14 protein-coding genes are annotated in these 13,228 nt (G+C 61.7%); 4 read left to right on the top strand and 10 right to left on the bottom strand.

The window, feature by feature from the left end:
• The first annotated feature begins 126 nt into the window (after window positions 1–126).
• The gene (locus K5K89_RS08380; protein WP_071488958.1) at window positions 127–1,062 is read left to right on the top strand and encodes a LysR family transcriptional regulator; all 936 of its coding nucleotides are present in this window, start codon (window positions 127–129) and stop codon (window positions 1,060–1,062) included.
• 3 nt (window positions 1,063–1,065) lie between these two features.
• On the opposite strand, the gene K5K89_RS08375 is transcribed toward K5K89_RS08380, so the two are convergent.
• From K5K89_RS08375 to K5K89_RS08335, 9 genes are all read right to left on the bottom strand, one after another.
• On the bottom strand, window positions 1,066–1,428 hold the full coding sequence (locus K5K89_RS08375) for a 5-carboxymethyl-2-hydroxymuconate Delta-isomerase (RefSeq protein ID WP_222541193.1): 363 nt from the start codon (window positions 1,426–1,428) through the stop codon (window positions 1,066–1,068).
• A 55-nt stretch (window positions 1,429–1,483) separates the two neighbouring features.
• On the bottom strand, window positions 1,484–2,407 hold the full coding sequence (locus K5K89_RS08370) for a LysR substrate-binding domain-containing protein (protein ID WP_071488956.1): 924 nt from the start codon (window positions 2,405–2,407) through the stop codon (window positions 1,484–1,486).
• A 57-nt stretch (window positions 2,408–2,464) separates the two neighbouring features.
• Window positions 2,465–3,781, bottom strand: coding sequence for an MFS transporter (locus K5K89_RS08365; RefSeq protein ID WP_222541192.1), 1,317 nt, complete (start codon window positions 3,779–3,781; stop codon window positions 2,465–2,467).
• 55 nt (window positions 3,782–3,836) lie between these two features.
• Window positions 3,837–5,159 (bottom strand): MFS transporter, encoded by a 1,323-nt coding sequence (locus K5K89_RS08360; RefSeq protein WP_222541191.1) that lies wholly within the window; start codon window positions 5,157–5,159, stop codon window positions 3,837–3,839.
• Window positions 5,160–5,232: 73 nt separating this feature from the next.
• A complete protein-coding gene (locus K5K89_RS08355) occupies window positions 5,233–6,111 on the bottom strand; it encodes an SMP-30/gluconolactonase/LRE family protein (RefSeq protein ID WP_222541190.1) in 879 nt (292 codons plus the stop codon).
• Window positions 6,112–6,176: 65 nt separating this feature from the next.
• Complete coding sequence (locus tag K5K89_RS08350; RefSeq protein ID WP_071488953.1) at window positions 6,177–7,109, bottom strand: 3-keto-5-aminohexanoate cleavage protein; 933 nt, start codon at window positions 7,107–7,109, stop codon at window positions 6,177–6,179.
• Between the two features lie 67 nt (window positions 7,110–7,176).
• Entirely contained in the window at window positions 7,177–7,965 is a 789-nt protein-coding gene (locus K5K89_RS08345; protein ID WP_222541189.1) for an SDR family oxidoreductase, read from the bottom strand.
• Window positions 7,962–8,684 (bottom strand): GntR family transcriptional regulator, encoded by a 723-nt coding sequence (locus K5K89_RS08340; RefSeq protein ID WP_222541188.1) that lies wholly within the window; start codon window positions 8,682–8,684, stop codon window positions 7,962–7,964. The genes K5K89_RS08345 and K5K89_RS08340 overlap by 4 nt, the downstream gene beginning before the upstream one ends.
• A 148-nt stretch (window positions 8,685–8,832) precedes the next feature.
• Window positions 8,833–8,976, bottom strand: a complete 144-nt coding sequence (locus tag K5K89_RS08335; protein WP_165447906.1) for a hypothetical protein — start codon at window positions 8,974–8,976, stop codon at window positions 8,833–8,835.
• 197 nt (window positions 8,977–9,173) lie between these two features.
• Between K5K89_RS08335 and K5K89_RS08330 the strand changes: the two genes are divergently transcribed.
• Together K5K89_RS08330 and K5K89_RS08325 are read left to right on the top strand one after the other, a co-directional pair.
• Complete coding sequence (locus K5K89_RS08330) at window positions 9,174–10,481, top strand: MFS transporter (protein ID WP_071488951.1); 1,308 nt, start codon at window positions 9,174–9,176, stop codon at window positions 10,479–10,481.
• Window positions 10,478–11,236 (top strand): substrate-binding domain-containing protein, encoded by a 759-nt coding sequence (locus K5K89_RS08325; RefSeq protein ID WP_092247250.1) that lies wholly within the window; start codon window positions 10,478–10,480, stop codon window positions 11,234–11,236. Before K5K89_RS08330 ends, K5K89_RS08325 begins: the two co-directional genes overlap by 4 nt.
• Here the strand turns inward: K5K89_RS08325 and K5K89_RS08320 are convergent.
• Window positions 11,228–12,130, bottom strand: coding sequence for a LysR family transcriptional regulator (locus K5K89_RS08320; RefSeq protein ID WP_071489105.1), 903 nt, complete (start codon window positions 12,128–12,130; stop codon window positions 11,228–11,230). The genes K5K89_RS08325 and K5K89_RS08320 overlap by 9 nt on opposite strands.
• A gap of 246 nt (window positions 12,131–12,376) precedes the next feature.
• Here K5K89_RS08320 and K5K89_RS08315 point away from each other — a divergent pair, with 246 nt between their 5' ends.
• Window positions 12,377–13,228 (top strand): STAS domain-containing protein, encoded by an 852-nt coding sequence (locus K5K89_RS08315; RefSeq protein ID WP_071488949.1) that lies wholly within the window; start codon window positions 12,377–12,379, stop codon window positions 13,226–13,228.

Here is a 13,228-nt window from a genome sequence, read left to right as displayed (position 1 = left end):
AAACAGTATTTGTCTCACGCCAAACATAGAAACGCCCTACAGAGCTTTCTAATGGCACGTTCGTTCCGTTAAGCTTTTGTGCTGTCTTGTACTGAGTTCGGTACAAAGGGTTTACGGACGAAACCGATGCTAAACAGTAACTTGCTCAGAAAGCTCGATATGCAGGACTTGATGGTGTTTATCGCCGTCTACGACCAGAGCAGTGTTACCGAGGTGTCCGAAACGCTGTTTGTCAGCCAGTCCACCGTGAGCTACAGCCTGAAGAAGCTGCGCACCAGCTTTGAAGACGAGTTGTTCATCAACACCCGGGCGGGCATGCGCCCAACGTACAAGGCCACCACCATGTACGGGCATGTGCAGAAGATCCTCGAAAGCATCAACCTGTGCCACGCCGGTGGCCAGGCCTTCGACCCGACCCAGAAGGCCGTGACCTTCAACGTGTGCGCGCCTGAATACTTCGAACAGTTGATCCTGCCACGCCTGTTGAAGCACTTCGACCGTGCCGACCTGCCGGTGATCGTCAACGTGCAAAAGCTGGAAACCGACATCCCCGCCGACGACCTGCGCGAAGGTCGCCTCGACCTGGTGATCTGTTTCGGCCCCAACTTCCACCGCGCCCACAAGGACTTGCGTACCCAGATGCTACTCGAAGACGACCTGGTGTGCGTGTTCGATAAGCGCTCGGCGCCACGGGAACCGGCGTTCAGCCTGCAGTCCTTCGTCGAACGGCGCCACGTGTTCCCTACGCCGTGGACCTCCGACACCAACATGATCGACGGCTGGCTGGCGCGCCAGGCCCACAAGCGCCAGGTGATCGCCCGCGCCAACAGCTACAGCGCAGCGTTGAAGATGATCACCGGCACCGACTTCATCGTCACCCTGCCGCGTCGCGTACAAAAGTTGCTGGCCCCCGCCACGACGTTCGGCCACTGCGAAGTGCCCAACGGGTTGCCGGGATTCACCCTGGAGATGCAGTGGAACGAAACCAGCGAACAGGACAGCGCCAATACCTGGTTTCGTGAGCAGGTGGTGAAGGTGTGCGCGGATCAGGGTTTGTTGTAAACCTCAGCCGATGGCGACTTTGCTGTAACAGTCGCGATCCATGTCGACCAGTTGGACGCTGAGTTGAACCTGGATACCCTCCGGCCAATCGCCCATGTCCTGCAGGGCTGCCAGCAGGCTGTCCGACAGCTGCTTCTTGACCTGGGGTGGGCGCCCGCTGAGCAGCGACAGCTTCACCGCGATAAACCCGCGTGCGTCGAGGGAGGTGCCCACCTGGAACGTCTCGACCTTGACCACACGACTTTTGATGTCGAACTCGGAACCGAACTGCCCGGACGCCATCAGCACGTTGTTGAGCCGCAACAGGGTCTTCTCGACAGCAAGGCCCGTCAGGTTGGCGGTGTATTCCAGGTGCAGGTGTGGCATGGATGGCTCCGAGTCTTTGGTAGGAAGATTCCTAGATATACCACGGATAAAAGCATCAGGCTTTGCTGGCCAGCCCTCTGTCGCTCATAAACGCTTCGAGCCGCGAACGTACCCAGCGTTCAGCCGGGTCGGTGTCCACGTGGCTGAGCCAGACCATCGACAAATCCAGGGTTGGCGTTTCGAACGGGAACGGCTCACAGAACAGGTGGCCCGACACTGCCATGGCCTCGGCGGTGTAGTCCGGCAGGCTGGCGATCAGGTCAGTGCCGGCGAGCAAGGCCGGCAGCGCGCTGTATTGCGGCACCGACAGCACCACATGGCGTTTGCGGCCGATCTCCGCCAGCCACTCATCGGCAAACCCCGACACGTTGGCGGTGTGGGACACCAGCACGTGGGGCCGTGAGCAATATTCATCGAGGGTCAGCGGCGTTTCAGACGCATCGGCGCGCAGGATACGCGGACGGATATGGCGCAGCAGCTTGCGCTTGGCATTCGCCGGCAGGCCACGGGTCTGGGTGATGCCGACGGTGATATCGCCGGAGGCCAGCAGGTCGGGAATGCGCCAGTAGTCCACATGCTGCACCACGAATACCACTTGCGGCGCTTCCTGGCGCAAGGCGCGCAGCAAGGGCGGCAACAGGCCGAACTCCACGTCATCGGAGAGGCCGATGCGAAAGGTCATGGTGCTGATCGACGGGTCGAAATCGTGGGTCAGGCTCAAGGCCGATGACAACGAATCCAGGGCCGGCGACAGGTGCTGGATGATCTCCTCGGCCCGCGCGGTGGGCTCCATGCGGTGGCCGACGCGGATGAACAGCGGGTCGTTGAACAAGGTACGCAAGCGGTTGAGGGCCGAGCTGATGGTCGGCTGGCCGAGAAACAGCTTCTCCGCCACCCGCGTCACGTTGCGCTCCAGCATCAACGCTTCGAACACCACCATCAGGTTGATGTCGGCTTTGCGTAGTTCATTGCGATTCATCGGCGCCTGCCCTTTTCCCAAGACAAGCCGCAGTTTAGAAAGCCCCGTAGCCGGCGTCTACGTGTAGGACGCTTCGCTGGCCTGCGCACCACGCTCAGGTTCGTGCCCCATGCGCAAGCGCAGGGCCGCCACGGCCGCCACCACCAGCACCAGCGCAATGACTTTCAAGCCGTTCATTGCATTGCCGGTGCTCATCTCGATCGCACCCATCGCCGACGGCCCGACAAAACCGCCCAACAGCCCGCAGGCGTTGACAAATCCCAGCCCGCCGGCCAGCGCAACGCCCTTGAGACGGGAAGCCGGGTACAGAAAAATGATCGACTGCACCACGAAGAACATCACCGCCGACAGGCAAAAACCGAGCAGGCTGAACACCGGCCCCGATATCGACGCGATGCCCAGGCCCAGCGCCATGGTCAGCAGCCCTGTGACCAGCAACCGCCGGCAGCGTCCGGGCGTCGTGGCGAAACGCGGAATCAGCAAGGCACCGAGTGCCGCCGCGATCCACGGTAATGAAGTCAGCAGGCCGACGTTCATGGTGCTCAGTTCGCCATACTTGCTGATGATGCTCGGCAGGAAAAAGATCACGGTGTAGAGGGTGATCTGGTGACAGAAGTACACGAAAATCGCCAGCAGGATTTGCGGGGTTAGCCAGTTTTTCAACGAGTGACCGCCCTCGCCCGCGCCCTCCTCGACTTCCCGGGCAATGCGCTGTTCGATACCGCGCGCTTCCTCGGCCGACAGCCACGGCGCCTTGCTCGGACGATCCGGCAGTTTGCGCCATACCACCCAGGCAAACGCCACGGCTGGCAAGCCTTCGAGCAGGAACATCCACTGCCAGCCGTGCCAGCCGAGCAGGCCGTCCATGCGCATCAGGGCCGCACCCACCGGGCCACCGATGATGTTGGCAAAGCACACGCCGAGCAGGAAATACCCGGTGGCCCGCGCCCGTTGCTCACGGTTGAACCAATAGGTGAGGTAGAGCATGACCCCAGGAAACAGCCCCGCTTCGGCAATGCCCAGCAACAGGCGCAGCACGTAGAACGAGGTCTCGCCCTGCACAAAGGCCATGGCCGCCGAGATCAGGCCCCAGGTCACCATGATCCGCGCGATCCAGAACCGCGCGCCGACCTTGTGCATGATCAGGTTGCTGGGGATTTCCGACAGCGCATACGTCAGGAAAAACAGCCCCGCGCCCAAGCCATAGGCGGCGGCGGAAATGCCCAGGTCGACGTCCAGGTGATGCTTGGCCAGGGCGATGTTAGTGCGGTCCAGGAAGCTCAGGATGTAGGCGATGATCAGCAAGGGCATCAGTTTGACGAACATCAGTTTGTTCAACGCCTGCGGGGTGCGGGCGGCGGTGGCGGTAGTCATCGGCAGTTCCTCTTGGCGCCCCGCCAGGCGGGCTGGGGGGCGCATCGGTGTTGTTCTAGGAGTCGAGTTGCAGGGCCAACGCCTGGGGGCGATGGGAAAACAGTTGCAGCAGCGCGCCGCCGAGGGCACAGCCGGCCATCACGAAGAAACACACGGTGTAGCCGTGCAGCGTGGTCCAGCCGCCGCCCATGGCGATCAGGCTGCCCATCAGCACCGGCGCCACGCCGCCGCCGATAAACATCGCGGTGGTGATGATGCCGTTGGCGGTGGACGTCGCCGACGGCTCGGCCGAGTCGCAGGCCACCGCGTAGTAGATCGGCCACACCGCGTTGGCCACCAGGCCGAACAACAGTTGCACGACGATGATCAGGGTCAGGGTGTTGGCGAAGTAGAACGCGCCGACACTCGCCGCCATCCACACCCCGCAGATGATCAGGGTGGTGCGTCGGCCGATGATATCCGACAGCGACGGCCACACCAGTTGCCCGAGAATGCCGGTGAGGGTGAACACCACGCTCATCCCCGCCGACTCGGCCAGTGACAGTCCGGCGATGTTGTAGAGGTAGGCCGGCAACACGATGTTGACGCCCATGTACACCACCTGGGTGAGCATCGTATTGCCCGCCGTGAGGGCGATATTGCGGTTGCGCAAGGTGGCGACGAAAGTGCGCCAGGCCTCGCCCTTCACCGAACTGGCCGGCGCGTTGTCCGGTGGCGTCATGCCCTTGGCGGCGATGTCGACGTACAACGCGGTGATGCGTTCGGCGGTGGAATAACGCGCCCAGAAAATCATCAGTGGCAACGCCACCACGAAGGCGAAGAAGAACACGTATCGCCAGTTGTCCTCGCCAAACATGGTGATGACGAAACTGGCGACGATACCGCTGAGCATCGCACCAATCGGATAGCCCGTATGGTGCGCACCCAGGGCGAAGCCGCGTCGCTCCACCGGCCACCATTCGGCGGTGTTGCTCACCCCCACCGGCTCACCCCAGCCGGCGCCGAGGTTGACCCCGACGCGCAGGGCAATGAAGGTGGCGAGGTTGCCGCTCAGGGCCTTGAAGCCGGACAGAAACGAGATCGCCGTGTAGCCCAGCACCAGCGGCACCTGGAAACGTGCACGTTTCCAGCCGCCGCCGTAGCGGTCGCTCCACATGGAGCCGGGTATATCCAGCAACGCCAGGGCCAGCATGACCACCGTGGCCACGGTGCCCCATTGGTCGGCGGATAAATCGAAGTGCTTGGAGATGGTCGGCCCCAGGCGCAACACGATCTCACGGTCGTAGGCGTTGAGAATCCAGATCATCCAACAGACCAGCAGCGACACCCAGGAATGCCGGTGAATGCTGCGCAGCGACGCTTTTTTGATAGTTGCCATGGGCCTCTCCAGGCGCGCGAGGGCGCGCACTGACACAAGGTTGCGAAGGAATATGCCTTGTCACACACACGCGCTAGCTGGCGAACCGTCGCTCGGCTATTCCTTGCACGCCCAACCCGGTAATGGCGAACAGCGCTCCGCGCTGCTGGCCGTCCGCCGGAAAACGCGGCAGCGGCGGCTTGGCCATGGAAGTCACAAACAGGGTGTCCAGGTTCGGCCCGCCAAAGGTCAGGCTGGTGACCTTTTTCACCGGCATCGGGATGATGCGGTCGACGTGGCCGTCGGGGGTGTAACGCACCAGTTTTCCGGCATAGACCAAGGCTTGCCACAGGCAGCCTTCGGCATCCACCGTGCAGCCGTCGGCAGCGCCGCCGCCCGAGGTGTCGACGCTGGCGAAGGTGCGGCGGTTGCTCACATTGCCGGTGGCCAGGTCATAGTCGTAGGCCCAGATCTCGCCGGACCAGGTGTCGCAGAAATAGAAAGTGTCACCGGACGGGCTCCAGCACGGGCCGTTGGACACGATGATGCCTTCGTCCAGGCTGTGCAGGCTCAGGTCGGCGTCCAGGCGGTAAAGCCTGGCGCTGGCGTTGTCCTCCAAGGTGTCCATGGAGCCGAAGATGAAGCGGCCCTGGCGGTCGACCTTGCCGTCGTTGAGGCGGTTATCCGGTAGGTGTGGTTCCGGGTCGATGACCAGGTTGAGCTCACCGCTGTTGAGGTCGAGGGTGTGTACGCCGTTTTGCAGGGCGACAATCGCCGACTCACCGTTATGGCGCAGGGCCATGGAGCCGATTTTCTGGCCGACCTCCCAGGCACGCAGTTCGCGGCCGTCGTCGGTGCAGCGCAGGATGCGGCCGTCGGCGCTATCGATCCAATACAAGCGTTGTTGTTCGACGTCCCACACCGGGCCTTCGCCCAGGGTGGTCTTGACGTCGACGAGCACTTCGATACGCATGGTGTGATCCCCTTATTGTTGTTGTGCGGGATGCAGGCCGCGCCGTGACGCGGCAGTTGGTCGGGTTAGAAATTGACCTGATCGCGCCCCTTGAGCCCGAGGATTTCTCGCGCTTCATCCGGCGTGGCGACGCGATGGCCGAGCGCCTCGATCACCGTACGGATACGTCGCACCTGGTCGGCGTTGGACGCGGCCAATTTGCCCGGGCCGTCCCACAGCGAATCCTCCAGACCGACACGCGCATTGCTGCCCATGGACAGGCCCATAGTCGCCAGCGGAATCTGCCCACGCCCGGCGCCGAGGATCGACCACACATAGTCGTCGCCAAACAAGCGGTCGGCAGTACGCCGCATGTGCGCCAGGTCTTCGGGGTGCCCGCCGATGCCACCACGCAAGCCGAACACTGACTGGATAAACAACGGCGGCTTGAGCAGGCCGCGTTCCAGGAAATGCGCGGCGGTGTACAGGTGGCCGATGTCGTAGCACTCGATCTCGAACCGCGTGCGGTTCTCGGCACAGGAATTGAGGATATGGGTGATGTCACGGAAGGTGTTGCGGAAGATCCGGTCGTCACTTTCTTCCAGGTACGGCCGCTCCCAGTCGTGCTTGAAGTCGGTGAAGCGGTTGAGCATTTCATACAGGCCGAAGTTCATCGAGCCCATGTTCAGCGAGGCCAGTTCCGGCTTGAACTGCATCACCGGTTGCAGGCGTTCTTCCACGCCCATGGTCGGCGCGCCGCCGGTGGTGATGTTGATTACCACGTCGCTGGCGGCCTTGATCTGCGGCAGGAATTCAGCGAACAACGCCGGGTCCTGGCTTGGGCGGCCATCGTTGGGATCGCGGGCATGCAGGTGGACAATCGCGGCGCCGGCTTCGGCGGCACCGATGGCGGCATCGGCGATTTCCTGCGCAGTGATCGGCAAATGCGGCGACATCGACGGCGTATGAATCGCACCGGTAACGGCGCAGGTGATGATGACAGGACGATTTTTGGGCATGACGACTCTCCGACTTTTATTCTTATGAAAAAAATCCTGGGTGCAGCGCGCTGTGTTCTTGCGTGGCTTACAGGTACTCGACGTTACCGTCGACGCTGATCGCCTGGCCGGTCACGTTGCGTGCGGCGGGCGAACAGAGGAACAACGCCATGGCGGCCACGTCTTCGGCGGTGACCATGCGTTTGAGGGAAATTTTGTTGAGGTATTCCTGGCGCATCTCGGCTTCGGGCACGCCGACCTGCTCGGCACGGGCACGGATCACGCCGTCCATGCGCGGGCCTTCGACAATGCCGGGCAGCAAGGCGTTGACGCGGATATCGCTCTCGCCCAGCTCCGAGGCCAGGGATTTCATCAGGCCGACAATCGCCCATTTGGTCGCCGCGTACGGCGTGCGCCACGCGTAGCCCAGGCGCCCCGCCACCGAGGCGATATGCAGCAGGTGGCCGTGGGACGACGCCTTGAGCATCGGCACCGCATGGTGGGCAAAGCGGTATTGCGCGGTGAGATTGATGTTGATGGTGGCCTGCCAATCGGCGTCGCTGATCGCATCGATGCCGCCGGTAGGCCCGGCGATCCCGGCGTTGTTGACCAGCACATCGAGACCGCCGAAGTGCTCGCGCTGCACCTTGAATACCGCCTCGATCTGCACGGCATCGCTGACGTCGGCGCGGGTGGCGACGGTGCCCGGGTACTTGTCGCGAAACGCGGCCAGGGCCGGCTCGCTGACGTCACACACATGCACCTGGGCACCGGCTTCCAGATACGCCGCCGCCAGCACTTCACCAATGCCGGCAGCCCCGCCGGAAATCAACACACGTAACCCAGGATAGGGCTGCAGCCGCTGTAAGACACTCATGCACGTTTACCTCCTGAAACAGACGACCGCGAACGGTCGTTCTTGACGAGCAGGCGCGCCAGGGAATCGGCGGCCTGCATGATGTCATCGGTCACCGCTGCGCGTGCACCGGCGCCATCGCGGGCCGCCAGGGCTTCGACAATGCGCGTGTGCGCCTCCATCGAACGTTGCAGGTGAGCTTTATCCGGGGCGACCAGCGCAAAGCACGGGCCCATGTGCAGCCAGAAGTTTTCCACGGCGGCCATGGTCAACTCGGCCTGGGCCACGGCGTAGATGCGCCGGTGAAACGCAAAGTTGGTCCACAGGTAGCGCGACACGTCGACTTCGTCGGCGGCGTGCTGCATTTGCTGGCAGAGGTCGGTGATTTCGTCGAGGTCGGCCTTTTGCAGGCGCAGCACGGCTTTTTCCGCCAGCAGCCCTTCGAGGGCGACCCGTGCATCACGAATTTCACGCAGGCGTTCGACCGTCATCAAGCGCACCCGCAGACGAGAGGTCTCGGTGACTTCAAAGGCGTTTTCGGCACTGAGGCGTTGCAGGGCTTCGCGCACCGGCATCGGGCTGGAACCGAGGGCTTCGGCAAGGCCGCGGATGGTGAGTTTCTGGCCAGGCTGGAAACGGCCACTCATCAGCGCTTCGCGGATCTGGCGGTAGACCTGGTCTTGCAAGGTATCGCGGGACACCTGGCGCAGGGTGGGCAGGAGGAGCGGACCATCTGTCATGAGGCAAAACCTGTGTTGTCGTTCTTATGGCCTCAATATGTGATCACAAATCAAATATGTCAAATAGTTTCCTAGTTTTGAGAGTTGCACATACAACTGGGGGAGTGGGCTTGCCCACTCCCACAGTTGCAGCGCATTTAACCTGATATCAGGGTTTTAGCGGACGCTCCTGATCCCGCTCTGAAAGCTCGGTGCCATCATCGGGATGTTTCCAGGTCTGCGGTTTTTCTTCCTCCCGCCGCTGGGGCTGCTCACGTTCCGGCTCGTCCCGCCGTTTCTGTTGATCCGTCATTGCCACCTCCCATCCGTAAGAATTGGTCACATCTTCAGGATAGACAGCGAACGCATTTCCGACTGCATTACCGATTGATAGCCAACGAACATCAATCTATCCAAAATTGTCACTTAACATTTCTAAATGTGTCAGCCACTATTCCAGGTCTTAAGCGAAACAAGCACATTCAAAAAGAACGCTGGAGACATAAAACCATGACTAGCCCTACCCGGCCCGACTCTACCCGTTCGAAAGTGGGGGCGGTATTTCGCGTTACTTCGGGCAACTTCCTCGAACAGTTCGACTTTTTTCTGTTCGGTTTCTACGCCACCTACATCGCTGCCGCCTTCTTCCCTGCCGCTAATGAGTTTGCGTCATTAATGATGACCTTCGCCGTATTCGGCGCAGGGTTTCTGATGCGTCCTTTGGGCGCGGTCATCCTGGGTGCCTATATCGATGACGTCGGTCGCCGCAAAGGGCTGATCGTGACCTTGTCGATCATGGCCAGCGGCACCCTGCTGATCGTGCTGGTGCCCGGTTATCACACCATTGGCTTGTGGGCACCGCTGCTGGTGCTGCTCGGTCGTTTACTGCAAGGCTTCTCGGCCGGTGCGGAACTGGGCGGTGTGTCGGTGTACCTGTCCGAAATGGCCACGCCAGGCCGCAAAGGCTTCTACACCAGCTGGCAATCCGGCAGCCAGCAGATCTCCATCGTGGTCGCCGCCGCACTGGGTTATGGCCTGAACGTGTGGATGGAGCCGGCCGTGGTGGCCGATTGGGGCTGGCGCATTCCGTTCGCCCTCGGCTGTGTGATCATCCCGTTCATTTTCATCCTGCGCCGCAACCTGCAGGAAACCGAAGAGTTCGCCAACCGCAAACATCGCCCGACCATGCGTGAAGTGATGGCGACCCTGGTGAAAAACTGGACCGTGGTCATCGGCGGCATGCTGATGGTGGCCATGACCACTACCGCGTTCTACCTGATCACCGTGTATGCGCCGACTTTCGGCAAGACCGTGCTGCAATTGAGCACGTCCGATGCGCTGCTGGTGACCTTGCTGGTAGCCGTTTCGAACTTTGTCTGGCTGCCGATCGGCGGCACCTTGAGCGATCGTTTCGGTCGCAAGCCTGTGCTGATCGCGATGACCGTACTGACCGTTCTTACGGCTTACCCAGCGCTGTCCTACGTGGTGAACGCGCCAAGCTTCGCCCATATGCTGGAAACCCTGCTGTGGTTCTCCTTCCTCTATGGCATGTACAACGGCGCGATGATCCCGGCCCTCACCGAAATCATGCCGGTGGAAGTGCGCGTGGCGGGCTTCTCCCTAGCCTATAGCCTGGCCACCGCGATCTTCGGCGGTTTCACCCCGGCGATCTCCACCTGGTTCATCCACATCACCGAAGACAAGGCCTCGCCGGCCTACTGGATGATGTTCGCCGCAGCATGCGCGCTGTGCTCGACCCTCGCGCTGTATCGTCGTGCCAACGCCCGTGGGCAAGTGATGCAGGGGGCCGCACAATGAAGGCTCTGCTCAAGACCCTGACGGCCCTGGCCCTGGGCGCACTGGCATTGTCGGCCCAGGCCGAGCAGTTGAAGGTAATGACATCGGGTGGCTTCACTGCCGCCTATAAACTGCTTGGCCCGCAATATGCCAAGCAAAGCGGCGATACCCTCGACACTATCCTCGGCCCGTCGATGGGCAAGGCGCCGGAAGCGATTCCCAACCGCCTGGCCCGAGGCGAACCCGCTGACGTGGTGATCATGGTCGGCTACGCCCTGGATGATTTGATCAAGCAGGGCAAGGTCGACCCGGCCTCCCGCGTGGAACTGGCAGACTCGCGCATCGGCCTGGTGGTAAAAGCCGGCGCCGTCAAACCGGCCATCGGCACCGATGCCGAATTGAAAGCCACCCTGAGCAAAGCCAAGTCGGTCGCCTATTCGGACAGCGCCAGCGGTGTATACGTCGAGAAAGAGTTGTTCAAGAAGCTCGGCATGCCCGCCAAAGGCACCATGATCGAACGCCAGCCGGTGGCCGAACAGGTGGCCAAGGGTGACTACGAAGTCGGCCTGCAACAGGTGGCGGAATTGTTGCCGGTGCCAGGTGTGACCTTCGTCGGCAAGATCCCGGAAGATGTGCAATCGGTGACGCGCTTTGCCGCCGGCATTCCGGTCAACGCGCAACACCCGGAGCAGGCCAAGGCGTTGTTGCAATTCCTGGCCTCACCCCAGGCGCAACCGGTGGTGCAATCCACCGGCCTGGACTCGGTGTCACGCTGAGCGAAACGGCATCTCCCGCAATAACCGCTCCAACTCCAGCGCCGCTGGCGGCAATGTCCGCCCGCGGCGTTTTATCAAGCCCACGTTGCGCATCACCTGCGGCTCCACCAGGGGCACGCTGACCAGGACCGTGTGCTCCAGGGCCGGCATCGCAATCGATGGCACCATCGCCACGCCCAATCCCGCCTCCACCAAGCCGATCATGGTAGTCACGTGGTGCGTCTCGCAGACACTCGGCTTTTTCACCCGTATGCCGCGCAAGGCCTGGTCAAGCAGGAGGCGGTTGCCGGAGGTCTTGTCCAGGGTGATGTAATCATGTTCGCAGGCCTCGGCCCAGCTCACGCTGTCGCGCTGGGCCAGCGGGTGATCGCGGCGACAGGCCAGCACGTAGCGCTCCTGCAACAACAGTTCGAATTCCACTTCCTCGGCCAGGCTGCCGCTGAAACTCAAGCCGAAATCCGCTTCGCCACTCTCCACCGCACTGCACACCTCGCCGGCACTGGTATCCAGCACCCGCAAGCGGATCTTCGGATACAGCTTGCGGAATTCGGAGATCACGTGGGGCATGAAGTAGTACGCGGTGGACGGCACGCAGGCGACAGTGACATTGCCCATGCGCGTGGACGCGACGTTGCTGATGCCCATCAGCGCCACGTCGAGGTCGTCAAGCATGCGTTCGACTTGTGGCAAAAACGTACGGCCAACCATGGTCAGGCTGACCCGCCGGGTGGTGCGTTCGAACAGCTTCACATCAAGGGCGGTTTCGAGCTTTTCGATGCGCCGGCTGAGGGCCGGTTGCGAGATGCGGATGGCCTCGGCGGCGCCACGGAAACTGCCCTTGTCTACCACGGCGCGGAAGGCCTGGAGGTCATTGAGGTCGAAGTTGATGATCACGGGAGGGCCAATGTGGTCGAAGTGGCGGGCATTATCGTACGCGAGTCGCAGCGTCGCCATATGTGGGTGACCGGCAGGCCGTTAAATGACCCGCGTCACTGGCCAAACAAAAGGCCCAAACTATAGTCCCCCAGGGCACTTTTTAAAGTGACGGTCCCCCTGAACGAATCCGCTTGAAACAATTCCAAACAGCTCAATTTAGTATAGATTGCGCGCACCGCATCAATGGCATTCAAGGAGGTTACCGTGGCAACTCTGCAAACGAACACAATCCAGGCCCTGCAAGCTAATCGCAGCACTCTCCTTGATCAATGGAAAGCCAGTCTCGAAGCCTCGGGGGCCACGCGCAATATCAAGCCTGACGACGTGCAAACACAGACCGCCGAGTTCCTGGCTCTGCTGACTGAAGCCCTGCAAAATGGCGGTTCGCAGCGCACCGATCATGAAAACTGGGCACAAACCCGCCAATTCCTGGAAAAGCTCTCCCACAGCCGCGCCCTCGCCGGCCAGGACTCCCAGCAGACTGCCAGCTTCATTTTTGCCCTCAAGGGCCCGCTGTTCACGCTGTTGCAGCGTGAATATGCCGACCAGCCGGCACAATTGGCCGAACAACTGCTGACAGTCTCCGAGCTGCTCGACGCCCTGGGCATGCACACCATCCGCACCTTCCAGAAATCCCGCGAGTCGGTGATCAAGCGCCAACAGGAAGAGTTGCTGGAGCTGTCCACGCCGGTGGTGAAGTTGTGGGAAGGCGTCCTGGCCCTGCCGATGATCGGCACCCTGGATTCGCAACGCACCCAGGTGGTGATGGAATCGCTGCTGCAACGCATCGTCGACACCGGCGCGGAAATCGCGATCATCGACATTACCGGCGTACCGACCGTCGACACCCTGGTCGCCCAGCACCTGCTCAAAACCGTCACGGCCATCCGCTTGATGGGTGCCGACTGCATCATCAGTGGCGTACGCCCGCAAATCGCGCAGACCATCGTGCACCTGGGTCTCGACCTGCAAGGCGTGGTCACCAAGGCCAACCTGGCCGATGCGCTGGCACTCTCCCTCAAACGCTTAGGCGTCACCGTCACCAAGGCCGTTTAA

This window comes from Pseudomonas sp. DR208 (assembly GCF_019823005.1).
In the GTDB taxonomy this organism is placed as follows: Bacteria; Pseudomonadota; Gammaproteobacteria; order Pseudomonadales; family Pseudomonadaceae; genus Aquipseudomonas; species Aquipseudomonas extremorientalis.
The sequence above is the reverse complement of the archived record's forward strand: the minus strand, read 5'-3'. Positions and strand labels throughout refer to the sequence as shown.